At 57.6% G+C, this 21,240-nt stretch carries 14 protein-coding genes; 7 read left to right on the plus strand and 7 right to left on the minus strand.

Going from position 1 to position 21,240, the window contains the following annotated elements:
• Positions 1-59: 59 nt before the first annotated feature.
• Positions 60-3,101 carry an ABC transporter transmembrane domain-containing protein gene (locus BLU89_RS08245; protein WP_176797668.1) on the minus strand — a complete coding sequence of 1,014 codons (3,042 nt, stop codon included), beginning with the start codon at positions 3,099-3,101 and terminating at the stop codon, positions 60-62.
• A 169-nt stretch (positions 3,102-3,270) separates the two neighbouring features.
• On the opposite strand from BLU89_RS08245, the gene BLU89_RS08250 reads away from it, so the two are divergent.
• Positions 3,271-3,660: a DUF3307 domain-containing protein gene (locus BLU89_RS08250; RefSeq protein WP_074735961.1), complete on the plus strand. Its 390-nt coding sequence runs from the start codon at positions 3,271-3,273 to the stop codon at positions 3,658-3,660.
• A 3-nt stretch (positions 3,661-3,663) separates the two neighbouring features.
• On the opposite strand, the gene BLU89_RS08255 is transcribed toward BLU89_RS08250, so the two are convergent.
• Positions 3,664-4,125: an Lrp/AsnC family transcriptional regulator gene (locus BLU89_RS08255; RefSeq protein ID WP_074735962.1), complete on the minus strand. Its 462-nt coding sequence runs from the start codon at positions 4,123-4,125 to the stop codon at positions 3,664-3,666.
• Between the two features lie 145 nt (positions 4,126-4,270).
• Here BLU89_RS08255 and BLU89_RS08260 point away from each other — a divergent pair, with 145 nt between their 5' ends.
• Positions 4,271-7,666 (plus strand): indolepyruvate ferredoxin oxidoreductase family protein, encoded by a 3,396-nt coding sequence (locus tag BLU89_RS08260; RefSeq protein WP_074735964.1) that lies wholly within the window; start codon positions 4,271-4,273, stop codon positions 7,664-7,666.
• A 134-nt stretch (positions 7,667-7,800) separates the two neighbouring features.
• On the opposite strand, the gene BLU89_RS08265 is transcribed toward BLU89_RS08260, so the two are convergent.
• The 5 genes from BLU89_RS08265 to BLU89_RS08285 all read right to left on the minus strand — a co-directional run bounded on the left by BLU89_RS08265 (position 7,801) and on the right by BLU89_RS08285 (position 13,764).
• Entirely contained in the window at positions 7,801-8,484 is a 684-nt protein-coding gene (locus tag BLU89_RS08265) for a TetR/AcrR family transcriptional regulator (RefSeq protein WP_074735965.1), read from the minus strand.
• Entirely contained in the window at positions 8,485-10,029 is a 1,545-nt protein-coding gene (locus BLU89_RS08270) for a trimethylamine methyltransferase family protein (RefSeq protein ID WP_074735967.1), read from the minus strand.
• A gap of 2 nt (positions 10,030-10,031) precedes the next feature.
• Positions 10,032-12,434 carry a GcvT family protein gene (locus tag BLU89_RS08275; protein ID WP_074735968.1) on the minus strand — a complete coding sequence of 801 codons (2,403 nt, stop codon included), beginning with the start codon at positions 12,432-12,434 and terminating at the stop codon, positions 10,032-10,034.
• Positions 12,435-12,532: 98 nt separating this feature from the next.
• On the minus strand, positions 12,533-13,162 hold the full coding sequence (locus BLU89_RS08280; protein ID WP_074735970.1) for a glutathione S-transferase family protein: 630 nt from the start codon (positions 13,160-13,162) through the stop codon (positions 12,533-12,535).
• A gap of 92 nt (positions 13,163-13,254) precedes the next feature.
• Positions 13,255-13,764 (minus strand): class I SAM-dependent methyltransferase, encoded by a 510-nt coding sequence (locus tag BLU89_RS08285; RefSeq protein ID WP_143030524.1) that lies wholly within the window; start codon positions 13,762-13,764, stop codon positions 13,255-13,257.
• A gap of 218 nt (positions 13,765-13,982) precedes the next feature.
• Here BLU89_RS08285 and BLU89_RS08290 point away from each other — a divergent pair, with 218 nt between their 5' ends.
• The 5 genes from BLU89_RS08290 to BLU89_RS08310 are packed head-to-tail and all read left to right on the plus strand — an operon-like array spanning position 13,983 to position 21,207.
• Positions 13,983-15,755 carry an ABC transporter ATP-binding protein gene (locus BLU89_RS08290; RefSeq protein ID WP_074735974.1) on the plus strand — a complete coding sequence of 591 codons (1,773 nt, stop codon included), beginning with the start codon at positions 13,983-13,985 and terminating at the stop codon, positions 15,753-15,755.
• Positions 15,748-17,661 carry an ABC transporter substrate-binding protein gene (locus BLU89_RS08295; RefSeq protein WP_074735975.1) on the plus strand — a complete coding sequence of 638 codons (1,914 nt, stop codon included), beginning with the start codon at positions 15,748-15,750 and terminating at the stop codon, positions 17,659-17,661. The genes BLU89_RS08290 and BLU89_RS08295 overlap by 8 nt, the downstream gene beginning before the upstream one ends.
• Positions 17,662-17,675: 14 nt before the next feature.
• Positions 17,676-18,704, plus strand: coding sequence for an ABC transporter permease (locus BLU89_RS08300; protein ID WP_074735977.1), 1,029 nt, complete (start codon positions 17,676-17,678; stop codon positions 18,702-18,704).
• Positions 18,701-19,855: an ABC transporter permease gene (locus BLU89_RS08305; RefSeq protein WP_074735979.1), complete on the plus strand. Its 1,155-nt coding sequence runs from the start codon at positions 18,701-18,703 to the stop codon at positions 19,853-19,855. Before BLU89_RS08300 ends, BLU89_RS08305 begins: the two co-directional genes overlap by 4 nt.
• Entirely contained in the window at positions 19,852-21,207 is a 1,356-nt protein-coding gene (locus tag BLU89_RS08310; RefSeq protein WP_074735980.1) for a CoA transferase, read from the plus strand. Before BLU89_RS08305 ends, BLU89_RS08310 begins: the two co-directional genes overlap by 4 nt.
• Positions 21,208-21,240 lie beyond the last annotated feature (33 nt).

A 21,240-nucleotide genomic window follows, 5' to 3' on the forward strand; every position in this document is an offset into this window, starting at 1 on the left:
GCGCACGAAGGCGACACAGAACCTTATGCCCCGCTCTCCCGACCCGAAAGGAAAGCCGGTCAGCTTGAGACATATCCCGCAATCACCTGAAGCAGTTTGAAGGCTGTGGCCGCGTCGTTCTCGACAACGGCCAGGAATTCTTCTTCACCGATGCGCAGGCAAGACAAGTCCGTTTCAGCTACCATGCTCAGCGCCCGAGGCTCTTTGCGGATCAGACCCAACTCCCCCACCAGCGCACCGGCACCAACTGTAGTAATCAACTGATCAGTCTCACCCGAACGCGGCAGGTACAGACCTGCTTCGCCCTCGAGGATGACATAAGCGCCATCGGTCGGTTGATCATCTTTGAGAAACACCACCTGACCCGGTTTGGCCTCGAACCAACGCGCACCAAAGGCCAGCAGGCGGAGCTGTCGGCGATCCAGACCCGAAAACAATGGCGTCTGCTCCAACGCGCGCAGCTTGCGCACCAGATCGGCCGACGCCGCACCGTCGCCTTCAACATCGGTGGGACCTTCCCCCGTCACCACCCGGCCCTGACGGATTTCGACATACATGTCGAAGACATCCGGATTCTCAAAAGCATCATTCAGGTAGATTACTGTAGTTTCGGGCAACAGCTCACGCAGATTTTTATAAACCGCGACCTGTGTCTCCATATCATAGCTGGCAAGCGCAGTTTCCAGGATCAGAATATCGGGCTTTTTAATCGTCGCGCGAGTAAAGGCCAGAGGCTCGGCAAACACCGCAGGCAAGTTCTGACCGCCCAGTGAGACCGGCACGTCGTAGATCAATTCAACCACCATGGGACGGGCACCGTTTTCAGCCAGCACGTCGACAATCAGCTTGCGGGCCTCATCGGTACGGGCACCCCCGATCTGGCTGACCTTGCCGAACAGCGCGTTCTCCATCACGGTTAGACCGGGCGCAAAGGCCCCCTCATCCAGCGGCACAAAAACGTCATGCAGCGGCTCAAGCAACCTGTCCGAGTGGCTGTGGCGCAGTTCGAGAATACGATTCTTCAACTCATCCGAAAAGGCGGGTCCGATCTGCTCTGCCGAGATCACGAACGGCACCGACAGCAAACTCGCCAATTGCTCGTCATCCAGTGCCCGCGCGCCTTCCTTGCGCGTTTGCTCGACAAGCTCGACTGCGGCCTCGTAGATTTTGGCTTCAAGCCCCAGTTTGCGAAACAGCGGGTGATCGGTGCCATCCAGCCCAAAGATCTGGCGCAGCATTTCAATCACATCGCGGGTCAGACTGATCAGGGTTTCATCCAGTTCCAGCTCTCGCAGCTGACCGAGAAACACGGTCTGCTGTGCCATGAGCTGCTGAGTGACCGGCACGCAGGGGGTTGCGAACAGCAGGTTCTCGGCGACCGGTAGCGCCGGGTTGTATCTGGACCGGTCAAACACCAGCGCCTGATCACCCAGACCAGCCTCACGTACCGCATTTTGCACCAAAGGCCGTAATTTGATCAGCTTTGCGGCCAGTTCCGGGTGTTCATTGGGATCAAGCACCTGCTCGGCACCGCGCTGAAACAGCGCCGCACCTGATCCCATACCGTCGATCAGTTGCAGCCACCAGTCACGCAACAGCGCGGTATCGTTGAAACCGGCTAATTCCGGGTCCAGCCAATCAACGTGATAGGGATCAACACTGTTGCCTGCCCGCTGCGTTTCGAGGAACCCAGGATCGTCGGTCGACTTGATGGAGGGACGAGACCGCATCGGCATCATCACGTTCTCGCCCAGCGTTCCCTGAAACATGACCGGGCGTGATGTTGCCAGACCAATACGCGCGGCAACAACGCTCTGATGCAGGCCCGCCAGATTAATACCGCCGATTTCGATCCGACCCGAGGTCGGCAGGATCTCGCGGGTCAACAATTCGGTCAGCGCGTGGCGGTCCTCTTCGCTGGTGGCCGAAATACCGATTGTCTTGCCCGCTGGGAAGGTCAGGTTCAGATCGTCCAACACCTGATTGCCGTCGATATCGCGAACTGAAACCTGATTCAGCACTATATCTCCGTTAAGCTGCGGAAGCTCAACCAGTTCGCCGTCAAACAGGTTTTCATCAATCATGCCGTCCGGGGCGAAACGTTCGACCACCACGTCCCATCGCAGCGACATGTCCTGCGTTTGGTTGTAATAGGTCAGCAGTTCCTTCCAAGGCGAGCTCAGGTCCTTATACGCCGCCAGCGCCGCCACCAGCGCCCCCAACGAGACCGAACCCTGCAGCACCAGAAGACCGCCAATCATGTAAAACATGAAAGGCGTAAGTTGTGAGATGAAGTTGTTGATAAACTTCATAAAGAACTTTTTCTGGTAGATTTCGAACCGGATGCCAAATAGCCGTCCTAACTGGTCCGAGATCATCGCCCGACGATACCGCCAGCCGCCATTGGCCCGCAGGGTTGAAGCCCCCGCAGCATTCTCGCCAATCTGGGCGGCCAACACGCGCACTTCCTGAATGCGCTGCTTGTTCAACAGATTGATTTGACGCTGCAACCGAGGGATCAGCCAGGCCTGCAGAGGGATCAACGCAACAGCCGCCAGGCCGAACCAGACGCTTTGCAGAAACAGGAACGACAGGATGGTGATCATCTGCCCGGCCTGCAATACAGGCTGACTGATCGCATCCCCCATCAACCCGCCCATCGGCTCGCTTTCGGCGGTGATCATCGACACCATCTCGCCTTGGCTCACCCTCTCGAAATAGGGCTGCGGAAATCGCAATGCGCGGTTGATCAACTGATAACGCAAGCGGCGCAGCATCCGCTCACTCAGCACACCTTTCATGGTGTTGATCCGCATCTTCATCAACCCGTGCGCAAGAACCGCCGCCAGGAAAGCAAAGCACAGGATCATCAGGAATGAGGTCTGCGACAGGCTGTAGCCCCAAACATCAACAATCTGACTAGTGGCACCAATCGCGTCATTGATAATGCGTTTGGGCAATTCCAGCGTCAGATAGAGCAATGGAAACAGCGTCGTGGTCACGGCCAGCAAGATCAGCTGTTCGCGTTTCGAGTATTTCCAAATGAACCGAAAAATCGTTCGTTCTATAGAACCCGCCCCTGCTTTTGATCCGTTACTCAAATCACTGATTTTGATGTGAATACAACGGCCCGAATTTACCGCAATCGTGTCCTAAGACGCAAATGAATTTCCGATATGCGCCTATTTCGCGTTGTGTGAACAAGTTCATTTGCGCCCCACACCATTACCCCCTAATCTCCTGATTCAGGACGATATCGGGAGGATTCATTTGCCTGCCAGCTTTGGCGCGGTGTTTCTGTTGCTCTGCCTGCTTCAGGTCAAACACATGTTCGCCGACTATTATTTGCAGACGCCCAAGATGCTTTCAGGGCGTGGCACGTATTTCCACGTGGGACGCGCGCAACATGCAGCTGTGCATGTTGTGGGTTCGGTCATCATTTTTGCGCTGTTTCGGGCGCCGATTGAATTCATCCTGATCATTGCCGCTTTGGAGTGGATCGTACATTTCCATATCGATTTTGCCAAAGCCAGTTACTCTGATCGCAAACAGCTGCATCCCAATCAGGCTGCCTTTTGGCGGGCTGCCGGCCTCGACCAATTGCTTCACAACTTGACCTATATCGGTATGGCCTGGGCTTGGGTGACGTTTGCGGCCTGAATCCTAGGGGACAACCGGCCGGTTCCGCTTGATCGTGCGCAGCACCACGTTCGTTTGGGCGCTGGCGACTGCTGGCAGGCGAAACAGAAAATCTTCCAGAAAAGTATTGTAGGCCGCAAGATCCCGGCACAGGACGCGCAGATGATAATCCGCCTGCCCAGTGGTGGCATAACATTCCTGAACCTCGGGGCTTATTTCCACAGCCCGGATGAAATCAACAATCTTGTCCGGGTCATGACGCGTCAGGTGAACATGCACGATCGCTTCGAACGTCAAACCCATCGCAGGTGGATGCACCAACGCACCGTAGCGTTCTATCACCCCCGCATCTTCCAGTGCACGCACCCTGCGCCAGAGTGCCGAGGCCGACATCCCGACCGCCTCTGCCAGTTCGGCATTTGACATCCGGCTGTCATTCTGCAGCAGCATCAGAATGCGGCGATCTCTGTCATCAAGATTAATCATGTTGGCACATTTATCCGATTTTTCTGATTTTTCCGAATGAGGTTTTCTTATTTTGTCGAAAGCTGACACACTCTGGCATGGTTATCCAGCATCCATAGGTTAAAATCACCGAACACCAAAGGCAGATACCCATGGAACCTTCATAATGAGCCATCACGATCCCGTCCCCCGCACCTATCAGCTTGAAGACCGGTATGACTCAACCCGGGGGCGAGTCTTTTTGACCGGCACACAGGCGCTTGCGCGAGTCTTGATGGATCAGGCCCGACGCGACCGGCAGGCGGGGCTGAACACGGCAGGCTTTGTCTCGGGCTATCGGGGATCGCCTCTGGGCGGGTTGGACCAAGAGCTTTGGCGTGCCAAGGAAAGGCTGAAGAGTGACCGCATCACGTTCATGCCTGCGGTGAATGAAGATCTTGGCGCGACTGCAGTTCTGGGCGCACAACAAGCAACACTGGACCCGCATTGCGAGGTCGAAGGCATCTTTTCAATGTGGTATGGCAAGGGCCCCGGCGTCGACCGGTCGGGGGACGCGCTGAAACACGGCAACGCCTATGGCTCTGCGCCCAAGGGCGGGGTGCTGGTGGTGGCCGGTGATGACCATGGCTGTGTCAGTTCCTCGATGCCGCACCAGTCGGATGTGGCTTTCATGGCGTGGTTCATGCCGACATTGAACCCGGCTTCGGTCGAAGAGTATCTGGAATTCGGCGAATACGGGTTCGCATTATCCCGGTTCTCGGGCACTTGGGTCGGGTTCAAGGCGATTTCGGAAACCGTTGAAAGTGCACGCTCGGTCGAGCTGCATCCCGACCGCAGCTTTACCCTGCCCGAAATCGATCTGCCCGAACGCGGTCTTCATGTACGGACCGCTGACCTGCCCTCGCCCGAGATCGAAAGCCGCATCCAGTACAAACTGCGTGCAGTGCGAACCTTTGCCGAGAATAACCCAATCGACCGGCGCATCTATGACATCGACAACGCAAAATTCGGTTTCGTGACCACCGGCAAGGGTCATCTTGATCTGATGGAGGCGCTGCGTCTACTGGGATTGGACGAAGCCGCCTGCCGCCGTCTGGGTATAGACATTTACAAGGTCGGCATGGTCTGGCCGCTGGCCCGCCGCAACGCTTTGCGCTTTGTTAAGGGCAAAGCCGAGGTGCTGGTGGTCGAGGAAAAGCGCGGCATCATCGAAAGCCAGTTCAAGGAGTACTTCTATGACTGGCCCGGCGACAAGCCACACAAGATGGTCGGAAAATATGACAGCCATGGCGAGCCGTTGATCCCGTGGACCGGTGAACTCAGCCCGCTGATGCTAGTCCCCATCGTGGCTGCACGTCTGGATACGTTCTTCCCCGAAGAACACCTGCCCGCTCGTGCGCGCGCTCTGACCGAAACTCCTGTGCCGGTGATCAACGTGCCCGACGCGACGCGGACGCCGTATTTCTGTTCGGGCTGTCCGCACAACACCTCGACCAAAGTGCCCGAGGGGTCGACGGCTGCAAGCGGGATCGGCTGCCATGTCATGGCTTCGTGGATGGATCGCGAAACAGTGGGTTATGCGCAGATGGGTGGCGAGGGCGTGCCGCATGTCGTGGCCTCGCAGTTTAATGGTGGCAAGCATATCTTCCAAAATCTGGGGGAAGGAACGTGGTATCACTCGGGCTCTCTCGCGATTCGTCAGGCGGTCGCAGCGGGGACGAACATCACCTACAAAATCCTCTACAATGATGCGGTCGCGATGACCGGCGGGCAGCCGGTGGACGGCCCCGTCAGTGTCGCGGGTATCGCGCAAACCTGCCGCGCCGAGGGAGTTGAGCGGATCGCGCTGGTCTCGGATGACATCACCAAATTCAGCCGCACTGATTTCCCGGCTGGCACCACGTTTCACGACCGCGCCGAGATGGACATTCTGCAACGCGATTTACGCGACATTCCCGGTGTCACGATTTTGATCTACGAACAGACCTGCGCCACCGAAAAGCGTCGCCGCCGCAAGCGTGGCACGCTGCAGGACCCGGATCGCTTTGTCTGGATAAACGATCTGGTGTGCGAAGGGTGCGGCGATTGCTCGGTCGCATCGAATTGCCTGAGCATCGAACCCCGTAACACGCCGCTGGGCCGTAAACGCAAGATCAACCTCAGCTCTTGCAACAAGGATTTCTCCTGTCTGGACGGGTTTTGCCCCAGCTTCGTCACCATTGATGGCGCAACCCGTAGGAAACGTGTCGCCGATCTTGATGTGGCTACGCTTGAATCGGGTCTACCGGTCCCTCGGCTACCCTCGCTTGATACGCCATTCGATCTTCTCGTAACAGGTGTCGGCGGTACCGGAGTCGTCACCGTCGGCGCTCTGATCACCATGGCCGCGCATATTGAGGGCAAGGGCGCGTCAGTTCTGGATTTCACCGGGTTTGCGCAGAAATTTGGCACGGTTCTCAGCTATATCAGGCTTGGATCAGAGCCAGAGGCATTGAATCAGGTCCGCATCGACCAAAGCGCGGCCGACGCAGTGATCGGCTGCGATGTCGTTGTCAGTTCTGCACCCAAGGCCTCGGCCCATTACCGGAACGGAACGCAAATGGTCCTGAACCTCGCTGAAATGCCGACCGGTGATTTGGTGCTGCGACGCGATGCACAGCTGAAAGTGCCAGCCCGTGAACAGGCCATCCGGGAAGTGGTCGGTGCAGAAAATCTGTCTGGCTTTAATGCAAATGCCGCGTCCGAAACCCTATTGGGGGATACAGTATTCGCCAACGTCATCCTGCTGGGTTATGCGTGGCAGAAGGGGCTGGTGCCGGTATCGCTCAGCGCGCTGGGGCAGGCGATCCTGCTTAACGGGATTGCTGCCAGCAAAAACCGGCTGGCACTGGCCATTGGTCGCGCTCTGGCCGCCGACCCCTCTCGCGTAAGCGGCTACAGCGACCCCCAAACAACCGAAGAAACGCTGGATCAGATGATCACCCGCCGCGCTGCATTCCTGCGCAGCTATCAAAACGACGCCTATGCCGATCGCTACACCTGCCGAATTGCGGCGATCCGATCAGCTCATTCTGATGGCGACGATGCCGTCATTCGAACCATAGCCCGCAACCTGTACCGCTTCATGGCCTACAAAGATGAATATGAGGTCGCAAGGCTGCACATCGCCGACAGCTTCGCAGACGAGTTGGCGCAAACCTTCGAAGGGGATTTCAAGATCCGATACCATTTCGCCCCGCCGCTGTTCAACTGGCGCAAGGATGGGCGAGGACGTCCAGTCAAACACGCGTTCGGCCCCTGGATGCGCCCCCTGCTGCGCTGTCTTGCACGGGCGAAGTGGTTGCGCGGCAAACTCCTGAACCCGTTCGGTTACCACGCCGAGGCGCGGCTGCACTGTGATATCCTGACATGGTACGAAGCGCTGTTGGAGGCGTACCTCACCTCCCCATCTGTCCGGTCCGAAGCTCAGTGGTTGGACGCGCTCGCAACTGCGAACCAGATACGTGGTTTCGGTCCGGTACGCGCCGCAAGCTTTGAACAAGCGCGCACGCTGACCTCCTAACCGAGAACCGAGAAACTGCTGTCCGTATTGACCGGGCGCTTGCGCGCGTAAAATAGGGTGTCGATTTGTCGCCCGATATGGGGCGGCTCAAAGGCGATGGCAGCCCCTATCACTCCGGTTTTGATAATGATGCATCAGGCGGGCTCATGTCCTGCCCCCTCCCAGAAGCGTTTCGCATAGGCGCTGAATTCGGTGATTTCTTCGGGTCGTGGCTCGACCCCCGTAAATACATAAAGATAGTGTGGAACCATCGACAAGCGGATCGCCATCGGTTCGTTCAACTGCGCCAAATCATAGCCGATCTGCATGTAATACAGCACGCGGGCACGCGTCTCGGCCTCGGTCTCATCATAATCGAAACGGATGAACATCTCGCGCAACGCAGCCAGCCGTCGTGCATCGGACTGATCCAGCATCCTCCGCACTTTCCCTGACCGTCGCGCCCAGTCCCGGACAGCGAAATCCAGTGCCGTGTCAAAAAGTTCCGTGTTCACGACGCAGCGCTGAACATTGCAAACAGCCGCTGTGATTGTCCCGGCAGGCAATTCGGACTGCGCGATCAATGCCACAGTATTGGTCGCCTGCCATCGCGCCAGCAAGGCGTCCAGCAGCTCCTGCCGGGACTTGAAGTACCAGTAGAACGATGACCGGGAAACAGCCATCCTCTCGGCAAGATTCATCACTTTGACCTGTTCAACCCCGTCCGAGATCAACACGTCCATGGCCACGTTCAGCCAATCATCGCGTGTGACCTTGATGTTGCCGACCAATGGTTCAGCTTCGGGATCGTCCCTGTGAAGGATGGGTTTTGTGTTCATTCAACTCTCCGGAGGAGCGCCGCCTTCTTCCGTACGGCGCGCGATGAAATCCTGCAATGCGCCAATCCGGTTCGCATCCTGAGGCGGAGCTTCGAAATTCGCCAGGATGTCTTTCCACACCCCCGTGGCGCGGTGATTGGCATCTACGGAACCGCGCTCGGCCCAGGTTCCGAAGTTGGCGTAGTCATGCACATGTGGTTCATAGAACGCGGTACTGTAACGCTCCATCGTTTGACTGGTGGCGAAGAAATGACCGCTTGGTTCGACCTCGCGAAGGGCGGTGTCAAACCCGATTTCAGCTGCGCCCGCCTGTGCTCCGGCACAGAGTTCGGCCACCATGTTCAGCACTTCGGCGTCACAGATCATTTTCTCAAATGACACGGTTAAGCCCCCCTCGAGCCAACCCGCCGAATGGATGATCACGGTCGCCCCGGCCATTAAACAGCCCCACAGGCCAAACTGGTTTTCATTTGCGGCCTGTACGTCGTTTATATTCGAGGCCGATCCCGCCGCTGACCGCCAAGGCAGGCCAAGGTGGCGCGCCAGTTGTCCGGCTGCCAGCGAAGCCTGAAAATGTGAGGGCGTTCCAAAGGCGGGCGCGCCTGACTTCATGTCAACATTGCTGGTGAACGTTCCATAGCAGACAGGTGCACCAGGATTGGTCAGCTGCGTCAGTGTCAAAGCCGCCAGTACCTCGGCATGAGACAGGGTGATTGCTCCGGCCACGGTAATCGGTGCCATCGCCCCCATCAGTGTGAAGGGTGTGATGATCGACATCTGCCCGTGACGGGCAAAATCGATCAGACCCTGCGCCATCGGGATATCCAGCGTGCGCGGGCTGTTGGTGTTGATGATGGTATAGCAATGCGCGTTGGCGCGGAACTCCTCGTCAGATAGCCCCCGTGTGGTCGAGAGCATCTCGAAACAGTCCATCACCTGCGGCGTACCGCGCGAGAAGAAAAACGGGAATTTGTCCGTCAGTTCCATCTGCGCCTTGGTCGTGAAATAGTGGCGCAGGTTGGTCGGCACATCCTGTGGCTCGACCTGGGGCGAGATCATCTGAAACACATCGAAATGATGGGTCAGCTTCAGGAACTCGAGATAGTCCTGTCCGGTCGCCGGGCGGCGCCCGCGTTCCAGATCGGTGGCGTTTGGCGCCCCTGCCCCGGGCTGAAACACCAGGCTGCCAAGTTCCAGCGTAAAATCCCGCCGCCGCGCCCCGGCGCGGCAAGCAATGGATTTCGGAGCTGACGCAATCGCCGCATCGACGATATCACGCCCGATAAAGACCATTTCGCTGCCCTCATCCACCCGTGCGCCGCCTTCGGCGAAGATACGGCGCGCTTCAGGCAGCAGAACCTTGACCCCAAGATCTTCCAGCGTACGCAACGCGGTTTCGTGCATATCCGCGATCTGGTCGGTCGGAAAAACCTCCATCATGGGAAACGGATTTCGCAACTGGCGGTAATTCACCTCGCGACTGGGTTGCAGTGAAGCGTCCGGATTGCGGCCCCGCCGTCGGCCTCCTCGGTCCCGTGTTGTCATGATCAGCCTCGCATCGCTTTGCCCTGTGGGTCGTAAGGTGACGGGGCAATGATCCGGGCCACGCGTTCGACGCCCACGATATGCACGCGCACTTCGGTCCCCGGCACAGATTTGGGGCGATCGACCAGAGCCATTGCCAGCGACTTGCCGGTATAGTGACCGTAACCACCTGAGGTAACAAAGCCTACACGCTCTTTGCCGACCCAAATGGGTTCATACCCGCTGGCATCCGCATCCAGCGCGTCGATTTCCAGTGTCACCTGTACCTGAGCAGGACCATTCCCATCACGTTCGGCAACTGCGGCCTCTTTACCAACAAAATCCTTGTCCCAGTCAATCCACCTATCCATGCCCGTCATACCGGGTGTGTAGAGCTGCGTGAATTCTGCCGACCAGATACCAAAACTTTTCTCAAGCCGCGTCGACAGCATCGCGTTGAATCCACATTCTCGGATACCTTCATCTATTCCGGCCTCCAGAAGCATCCGGCGCAGTTTGATGTGATCGCCGTAACGGCAGTTGATTTCATAGCCCCTTTCACCAGTCACCGACATACGCGCCACACGAGCGCGAACCAGGCCAATGTCGAAATCCCCACAACCCATGAAATTCAGGCCCGAAATATCCTGTTCAGCCAGCTTCTTGATCACCGCCTGCGACTTGGGGCCGACGACGGCAAAGCCGCAGTATTCCTCGCCCAGATCGCGTAGGGTCACACCATCCATCATGTGATCATCGAACCAGCGCATGTGCCACGCGCGCAGGTAGTAGCTACCCATGATCCACCAAGTGCCATCACCCCAGTTCAAGACTGTCAGATCGCCCTTTAGTCGCCCGTTCTCCCCCAACATCGGAGCCAGCCTGGCACGCCCTGGCGCAGGTAGTTTTGAGGCCATCACCTTGTCCAGCCAAGCCTCGGCATTTGGTCCGCAGACTTCAAAACGCGAAAAGCCCGAAATATCCAGCAGGCCTACGCCCTCGCGGATTGTCCTGCATTCTTCGGCCACGATGTCATGCGCATTCGAACGCTTCAGCGTCGGCGTTTCCTCGAATCCTTTCGGCGCGAAATAGAGCGGTACCTCAAGGTCCCAACTCACACCCCATTTGCAGCCCGCTTCTGTCATCGCGTCATGCGCCGGGGCAATTTTCAGCGGACGACCTGCGGGTAGTTGTTCGTTTGGATAGGTCATCACGAAACGACGGGAATAGAACTGGCCTGTTGTCTCGCGGATGTACCGCTTGTTCTGCGCGAAATCGCCATAACGTGCGACGTCCATAGGCCACGCGTCGGCCTCGGGTTCACCATGGATCATCCATTCGGCCAGTGTCTTGCCGACGCCGCCGCCCTGCAGAAAACCCGCCATAACCGCACAGGCAGACCAGTATCCACGCTTACCGGGCACCGGTCCGACCAAAGGGTTACCATCAGGTGAGAAGGTAAACGCGCCGTTCACCCAAGTCTTGATCCCGACGTTCTGGATCGAAGGATAGCGTCCAAAACCCAGCGTCACCTCATTCTCAATCCGATCGAGCTGTTCCTGAAACAGCTCCTCGCCGTAATTCCAAGGCGCTCCGTCCATGGCCCAATGTTCGTGGTCGACCTCATAGATACCGACCAGCACACCCTTTTGGTCCTGCCGCATATAGGTGAAACCTTCGAGATCCACGGTCATCGGCATCTCAAAATCAGCATCAGCCACTTCCGGAACGGTATCGGTGATTAGATAATGGTGCTTCAATGGTGAAACTGGCAGTTCCACGCCTGCCATGCGTCCCACCTGCTTGGCCCATAGCCCCGCCGCATTGACCACATGCTCACATGTGATTGTGCCCTTGTCGGTCACCACCTGCCAGCCTTCACCGGTCTGGGTCAGCTCTTCGACCTTGGTTTCTTCGTAATACTCGGCGCCCCGCTTCTTTGCAGCGGTTGCATAGGCCTGCACTGTGCCAGTGGTGTCGATATAGCCTTCTCGATCAGCCCACATAGCCCCTAGAACGCCATCGGTCGACATGATTGGGCAACGTCTCTGAGCCTCTTCCGGGGTCAGCAACTCGCAGTCATCAATGCCGATGGATTGAAAAATGCGGTAATTGGACTGCAGCCATTCCCACCGTTCGGGTGTGCCCGCCAAAGTCAAACCTCCGGTCATGTGCAGACCGATATTCTGGCCCGACTCCTTCTCGATCTCGCTCAGCAGATCGATGGTATAGGCCTGCAGTGACGCCATGTTTGGATCGGCGTTCAATGCATGGATGCCTCCCGCTGCGTGCCACGAAGACCCCGAGGCCAGACGCCGCCGTTCGAGCATGACCACATCGGACCAGCCGAACTTGGCAAGATGATACAGAACCGAGGCGCCCACAACGCCGCCACCGATGACTACGACCCGATACTGAGATTTCATCCCGCCCTCCGCTGAGTGATCCGGCTTGAACGCTAGATGCACTGTTCACTTCTGTCTAGACATTTCTGTACAGTTCGAGATTCATACAATTTACGGTGTCAGATTTGTGCACTTGGGCGGGCTTGAATGGTGTCAAACCAAGCTAGTGTCGCTGTGTTTCCTGTAGGAATGCGTTTCTTGATGACACGGGCGAAGTCGACAAAAACATAAGTGGTGATATCAGCCAGAGAAAACGTGTTTCCAGCGATGAACTCGCGATCACTCAGTCGGGTTTCGAGCAGATCGAAGAAGGCGTCTACCCGCTTAATCCCTCGCTGTGCCAGTTCCGGGATTTGGGCATAGCTCGCAGGACCGGTAATCGCGCGGTCTTTGAACGAAGGATGGGTGTTACGCAGAGTTTCCGCAATTGGCGCACCGCCTTGCTGTTCAGCAATGGCGTTCCACATCAGAACTTCGCCCTTGTCTTCAGCGGTTCGACCCAACAGCGGAGGCTCGGGGAAACGCGCCTCAAGATAGGCCGCAATGCCGAGATTCTCGGTAAGAGTGGTGCCTTCATCCGTGATCAGCACCGGTATCGTTGCAGCAGGGCTCACCCCACGAAACGAGTCGCTTAGTTGTTCGCCTTTCGCGATTGAGATTTCACGGGTTTCAATCTCCAGCCCCTTTTCCGCGATGAACATGCGGGCGCGGCGCGGGCTTGGCGCGGTTGAGCAATCGTAGAACAGCATCGGGGTAGTCCCTCCTGAAACTTCACGCCTCAGAAGTTAGACCGCCCTTACCTGACAGAGCGAGTCGGATCACAATGTGACCCAACGGCAGATCAGCGCTGATAGATGAAACAGCGCCCTTCAACGGCACCATCAGGCAACGACAACTCGGTCAATGTATCGAAATACATGCGATCACTGGAAACCATCAGCCCGCCCGGTGCCAGAAGCGGCTCAATCAAGGGAGAGACAAGACGGGCGAACACGTCGTTCTTTTCCCGGTTGTGGCCACCCAGATCGGCGTGAACCAGGCTAGCCGACGCGCCAAAGCGGGCAACCGACGCGGGCAATGTCTCGCGGACATCGCCCAATATCACCAAATCATTGGGCGGGGTCGAGTCCGGATGTGAAGCCACGGCACGTTCGAAAACATAAACCGGGCGATCCTGAACGTGGTGAACCATGTGATGATAGGTGCGCCCGTTGCCCAGCCCCAATTCAAAAACCGGACCGGACTGACCTGCGGTCCGGGCAATCGCATAATCCAGACAGGCGCGCTGCGAGACCATACGGTCAATGAACAGATCCAGACGGCTTTGATGCTCGGACACGGGGAACCTCATTTTTTTGGTCGTTCGACACGAATGGGGTGCCGATTGCGCCTTTGATGACAAAATCTCAAGACTTTGTGTAGTCACAACGCCTGAGATTCGCGAAACCGCCACAATTCAAGTGAAGAAGGTGTTTGACTAGGCCGCCCTAACCGCGCGAAACTGTGCAAAAAAGACAGGGAGTTCACAAAGCCGATGTTACCAAGCGGCCAGCCGGGTGGAAAACCCGCATGAGTGCGTTGTTGTCCGTTCGGGATCTCAGCATCGGTTTCGGCTCGGGCCCTTCCGTCGTCAGCGGCGTCAGCTTCGATGTCGAGCCGGGGCAAACACTTGCATTGGTTGGTGAATCCGGATCTGGCAAAACGATTTCATGCCGGGCTGCGCTGCGTATTCTGCCACGCACCGCACAGATTCGCAGCGGCACGATCACTCTGAACGATTCCAAAGGTACTGCCAATCTGACCGAGCTCAGCGAACGCCAGATGCGCGGCATTCGTGGCAACCGGATTTCGATGATTTTTCAGGAACCGATGCGATCGCTTTCGCCGCTGCACAAAATTGGAAACCAAGTCAGCGAAGTTCTGTGGCTCCACCGCGGGGCTTCTGAGTCTGAGGCCCGCAAAGAAGTTCTTGGCCAGTTCGAACGGGTGGGCTTTCCCGATCCGGCCCGCGCCTATGACAGCTATCCGTTCGAAATGTCCGGCGGAATGCGTCAGCGGGCAATGATCGCCATGGCAATGGTGTCAAAGCCGGAACTGTTGATCGCAGATGAACCAACAACGGCGCTTGATGTGACGACACAGGCGCAGGTTCTGGGCCTGATCAAAGAGTTGCAGCGCGAGACCGGCATGGCGTTGATTCTGGTCACCCATGATCTGGGTGTGGTTGCGAACATGGCCGAGCAGGTCGTTGTCATGCACAAAGGCCGCGTGATGGAGGCCGGTCCCGCCGAACCTATTCTCAACAATCCTGCGCACCCTTACACGCAGCAACTGTTCGATGCAGCCCCTGAGATTCCCGATCAGGAAGCGGTGGGCCTGCCGATGCCCGACGAAGACCTGATCCTGCAAATGACCGGGGTCTCGAAGACCTACACGATGCGCTCCAGCAAAGGTTGGAGTGCCAACAAACTGATCCATGCCTGTCGCGGGGTCGATATGAAACTTGCGCGCGGCAAGACGCTCGCGATTGTTGGGGAAAGCGGGTCGGGCAAAACCACAGCGGCGCGAATCGCATTGGGTGCTGAATTACCCGATCCCGGTGGTGAAGTGTTGTTCCGCACCACCCAAGACGCTGATCCCATAACGGTTCATAGTATGACACGGGCCGAACGTACAGCGTTCCAGCGCAAGGCGCAGATGGTGTTTCAGGACCCCTACAGTTCTCTCAGCCCGCGAATGCGCATTCAGGATGCGATGACCGAGCCGCTCGAAATTCATCGCATCGGAAACTCGGCCGAACAGCGAGACAAGGCCGCCGAGATGTTGCAGCGGGTCGGGCTGAACTCAGATATGCTCAAACGCTATCCCCATGCATTTTCGGGCGGCCAGCGACAGCGCCTGTCGATTGCCCGCGCGATGATGCTGGACCCTGCCTTGATCGTGTGTGACGAACCGACCTCGGCGCTGGATGTGTCGGTGCAAGAGCAGATTCTGACGCTGCTCGAAAATCTGCAGGACAGCCTGAACCTGTCTTACTTGTTCATCTCGCATGATCTGGCCGTCGTGGCGCGCATTGCCGACGAAGTGGCCGTGATGCGCCGGGGTCTGGTGGTCGAACAAGCCCCGCCCGAAACCCTGTTTTACAATCCACGCCATCCCTACACCAAGGCATTGATCGCTGCTCAGCCTGAACCTGATATCAATCGACCGATTGACTTGAAACTGGTTGCTTTGGGTGCGGGTTCACCAGACAGTTGGGATGACGCCTTTCGATTTTCCGACACCGTGATACCCTCGTTGGTAGAGTTGGAGCCCGGCCATAAGGTACGTTGCCATGTTTAAGACCACTCATCGTTCGTTTCTGGCGGCCTTTCTGGCTGTCACAGGGATGCTGCCCGCCACGGCAGAAATTCCCGCAAATCTTCAGGAAGGCACTTTCTGGAAGACCGAAGTCGACAGTGGTAACCTGCCACCGGTTGCCGAACGCATACCTCAGGACCCACTGATCGTTGATCTGGCTGCAAAGGGGCGTGAATTCGGTGCCCCCGGCGGGACGCTACGCACGATGGTTACCCGGTCCAAAGACATACGGCAGATGGTAGTCTATGGCTATGCAAGGCTTGTCGGGTTCGATCACGAATACAACATCGTTCCCGATCTGCTGGCCTCGGTCGAAAGCGAAGACAATCACAAATTCACGCTGAACCTGCGCCCCGGCCACAAGTGGTCCGACGGTACGCCATTCACGTCTGAAGATTTCCGCTATTGGTGGGAAGACGTGGCCAATAACGAGTTTCTCAGCCCCTCGGGACCGCCTGATTTTTTGCTGGTTGATGGCAATCCGCCCACCGTGACCTTCCCCGATGAAGCTACAGTTGTGTTCGAGTGGGACGGCCCGAACCCGGATTTTCTGCAATCACTTGCGCAGGCGCGTCCACCCTTCATCTATCGCCCTTCTGAGTTTCTCAAGAAATACCACGAGAAGTTCGCCGACGCGGAAGATCTGGCATTTCAGGTTGAAGATGCCCGGGTCAAAAGCTGGGCAGCGCTGCACAACAAGCTCGACAATCTCTACAAATACGACAATCACGAATTGCCTACGTTGCAGCCTTGGCTCAATGCAAGCTCGGGCAAGAAAATCCGGCATAATTTCGTCCGTAATCCTTACTACCACCGGGTGGATTCAAACGGGGTGCAACTGCCCTATATCGATGTGGTTGAGATGGAAATCGTCGCGCCAGGGCTGGTTGCGGCCAAGGCAAACGCAGGTGAGGCCGACCTGCAAGGCCGGGGATTGGCTTTCCGCGACGCCTCGATCCTGAAAAAGGGTGAGGCTGAGGGCGGGTACAAAACGCTTTTGTGGAAAACCGGCGTTGCCTCGCAGATCGCGATCTATCCCAATCTGAATTTCACTGATGCTGTCTGGCGCGAAACCCTGCGCGACGTTCGGGTACGCCGGGCGCTGTCGCTGGCGATTGATCGCAAAACAATCAATCAGGCGCTCTATTTCAAGCTTGCTCATCCCGGAGCCATGTCGGTTCTGCCCGCATCGCCTTTCTACGACGAAGCAAATGCGAAAGCCTGGGCACAGTATGATGTCGAAATGGCGAATGCTCTGTTAGATGAGGCCGGGTTGATCGAACGTGACAAAAACGGCATTCGACTCTTGCCTGACGGACGCCCGATGGAGCTGATCATCGAAACCGCCGGCGAGCGGCAAGAGGTTGAAAACGCGCTGCAGATCGTTACGGATACCTGGCGCGATATCGGTGTCGATCTTGTGATGCGCCCGCTGGATCGTGACATCCTGCGCAACCGGGTGTTTTCAGGTAATACGATGGCCTCGGTCTGGTTCGGCTGGGATGACGGCATCCCGCAGATGCATACCTCGCCCGCCTATCTAGCACCCACCGATCAGGTCTTTCTGGCCTGGCCCAAATGGGGCCAGTATTATCAGACCGCAGGAGGATCAGGTGAGCCACCAGACATGCCCGAGGCCGAACAGCTCATGACACTTGCGCAGGATTGGGAGGCCGCCACCACTGATGAAAAACGCAGCGCAATCTGGTCCGAGATGCTGAAAATCCACGCCGACCAACTTTTTGCCATCGGCATCTTAAACGGCGCACCGCAACCCATCGTCGTGTCGAACCGCCTGCGCAACGTGCCCGAACAGGCAATGTGGGCGTGGGAACCTGGCGCGCATTTCGGCATTCACCGTCCCGACGAGTTCTTCTTCGCCGACTGATCAGGAGCAGCTAAATGGTCATGCTGCGCTATGCGGTGTATCGCTTTTTCACGATGCTTCTGACGTTGTGGGTGGTGTCGATTTTGATCTTCGTGATCATCAACCTTCCGCCCGGCGACTATCTGAGCAACCAGATCGCCGAATTGCAGGCCTCAGGTCAATCCGCTGGTGTGGCCAAGGCCGAGTTTCTGCGCAAGGAATACTCGCTGGATCGTTCCTTGCCCGAACAGTACCTGATCTGGATAGGATTCTGGCCCGGGCCGCACGGGTTCGAAGGTCTGTTGCAAGGCAACTATGGATGGTCCTTCGAATTTGACCGCCCCGTCCGAGAAATCGTCGGTGACACACTATGGCTAACCGTCGTTGTCAATCTCGCAGCTATTTTGTTCGTTTATGCGGTTGCCCTGCCGCTGGGCGTTCTAGCGGCAGCTAAATCGCGAACATGGATCGACTACACTTCAGCTTTCGTCGGTTATCTGGGTCTGGCGACGCCAAACTTCCTGTTGGCGCTTATCCTGTTCTACTATGGCCACCGCTACTTCAATTTGCCTATCGGCGGGTTGATGGACCCTTCCTTCGAAGGGCTACCAATGAGTTGGGAAAAGCTGAAATCCATTCTAGTGCATTTGATCGTGCCGACCTTTGTAATCGGCACATCGGGCGCATCAGCCATGATGCAGCGCCTGCGGGCCAATATGCTGGATGAATTGGGCAAACCCTATGTGGAAACCGCCATCGCCAAGGGGATGGCCCCGTCGCGGATGTTGACGAAATACCCGCTGCGCGTGGCGTTCAACCCGTTCGTTGCCGATATTGGCAACCTGCTGCCTTCGATGGTCTCGGGTTCGGTTCTGGTCTCGGTCGTTCTGGGCCTGCAAACCATTGGCCCGACCCTGTTGACCGCCTTAAAAACGCAGGATCAGTTCCTGTCGGCGTTCATCCTGATGTTTGTGGCCCTGCTGACTTTAATCGGTACGATGATTTCTGATATCCTGCTGGTCATGCTCGACCCACGCATCCGGTATGAGGGGCGTGAAGCATGAACAGACGTTCTGATGGTCGCTATGTCGACGAAGCCCCCTTTGACCCGCAAGCGTCGATCCAACAGCTTGAGCGGGCTGATCTCGATGCCCCCAACTGGTTGTTGGTCTGGCGCAAGTTCAGAACACACAAACTGGGCCTGATTTCGGGTATGTTCCTGCTATTGTGTTACCTGATGCTGCCCTTCGCAGGCTTTATCGCGCCCTATGGCCCAAATGACCGGAACGGAGAGCATCTGTATGCCCCACCTCAATCGGTCAACTGGTTCCACAAAGGGGAATTCATCGGTCCATATGTCTATCCCATCGTCGCAGAAGCAGATCTTGAGACATTCCAATGGAAATTCGAACCTGATACGGAAGATCCGCGCCCAATCCGGTTCTTGTGCGAAGGATCAGAATACAAGCTGGCCGGCCTGATCAAATCTGACACCCACCTGTTCTGTGCCCCCGAGGGCGCCACTTTGTTCCTTTGGGGCTCGGATCGCCTGGGCCGGGACGTCTTCAGCCGCATCCTTTATGGCGCACAACTGTCGCTGACGGTGGGCCTGATCGGCATTTCGGTGTCGTTCTTTCTGGGTATCCTGTTCGGGTCAATCGCCGGGTATTTCGGCGGCAAAATCGACTGGGTAATTAACCGTGTGATCGAAATCCTGCGGTCCCTGCCAGAGCTGCCTTTGTGGTTGGCTCTGTCTGCCGCCGTGCCCTCGAACTGGAGCCCCGTTGCGGTGTTCTTCATCATCTCGATCATCCTCGGCATACTCGACTGGCCTGGCCTTGCCCGATCGGTGCGCGCAAAATTCCTGTCACTGCGGGAAGAGGAATATGTCCGAGCAGCCGAGATGATGGGCGCAAGTTCAGGCCGCGTAATCCGCAAGCACCTGCTGCCCAACTTCATGTCCCACCTGATTGCTTCGGCCACGCTGTCGATACCCGCGATGATCCTCGGTGAGACAGCGCTTAGTTTTCTTGGCCTCGGCCTGAGGGCTCCGGCGGTCAGCTGGGGAGTGATGTTGAACGACGCGCAGAACCTCGCGTCGATCGAAATCTATCCCTGGACTGCTATCCCGATGCTGCCGATCATCGTCATCGTGCTGGCCTTCAACTTCCTTGGCGACGGGCTGCGCGACAGTCTGGACCCCTACCAGCAATGAGCTTGCTGTCCGCCCTCCCCTCACCTGGCACATATCGGGTCGACGGGGTGGGCGCGCGGCCCAGCGCCTTTGCGGTCTCGGAACTGGCGACGGCCAGTTTTGCCTCAGTTGGTCAGGAAATGTCGCGTGTTGTGACTGCCCTTAACCTGTCGCCAGAGCCGCCAGAGGTTTCTGTGGATCATCGGTTGGCTTCATTATGGTATGGCTACTCGTTCAAGCCTGACGGGTGGGACATGCCCAGCCTGTGGGACGCGATTGCAGGCGACTATCAGGCCTCTGACGGCTGGATCAGATTGCACACCAATCTGCCTCATCACCGCGCCGCCGCCCTGAAGGTCTTGCAGGTCAAAGCCGACCGGACGCAGGTATCGCGCGCGATCCGAGGCTGGACAATCGCCGCGCTGGAAGTCGCGATTGTCGCCGAAGGTGGCGTCGCCGCCGCCATGCGCAGCCGCGCAGACTGGCAGGACCATCCGCAGGGTCGCATACTGGCCCGCGAGCCGTTGATCGGGTGGTATGGCCCACGCAATATCAAGCTGCGCGACCGACCCCAGGCAACCACCAAGCGGCCTCTGGCCGGATTGCGCGTGCTTGATCTGACCCGAATCCTGGCCGGGCCGGTGGCCACAAGAACGCTTGCCGGTTTCGGGGCCGAGGTGCTGCGGATCGATCCGCCCGGCTGGGATGAACCCGGCATCATTCCCGACATTTCGCTGGGCAAACACTGCGCATATCTGGACCTAAAATCGTCCCACGGTATACAGCAGTTGCAAGAGTTGCTGACCCAGGCAGATGTGCTTGTCCATGGGTATCGCCCCGGCGCTCTGGATGCACTTGGGTTGAACAAGGCCAAGCGCGACCAACTTGCGCCGAACCGGTTTGAGGTCACGCTTGACGCCTATGGCTGGCAAGGGCCATGGGCGCCGCGCCGCGGGTTCGACAGCCTTGTGCAGATGAGCGCCGGGATCGCACATGCAGGTATGGATTGGGCTGAGGCTGACAAACCACTCCCGCTGCCAGTGCAGGCACTGGATCACGCGACCGGGTACCTGATGGCCGCCACTGTATTGTCGGCTTTGGCCGAGGCTGCATCCGGCCACGCGATCATGGATGCTCGGCTTTCGCTTGCACGCACTGCCGAACTGCTCGCTACCCTCGCCAAGAGGGATACTGACGAAGATATCACCGGGGCGACAGACGCCGATTTTGCAGATGCGCTCGAACAATCCAGCTGGGGTAGCGGCTATCGCCTGAAACCGGCCCTGACTGTGGGGTCCGCTAAGATGCGCTGGTCTCTGCCCGCCCCGAAACTGGGCACGTCACAACCAATCTGGCCATCGCTCGCCACCTGAGCCTCCGCCGCGCGGAACGCGCGGCCCGGCCCA

It is taken from the genome of Ruegeria halocynthiae (assembly GCF_900106805.1).
GTDB classification, from domain to species: domain Bacteria; phylum Pseudomonadota; class Alphaproteobacteria; order Rhodobacterales; family Rhodobacteraceae; genus Ruegeria; species Ruegeria halocynthiae.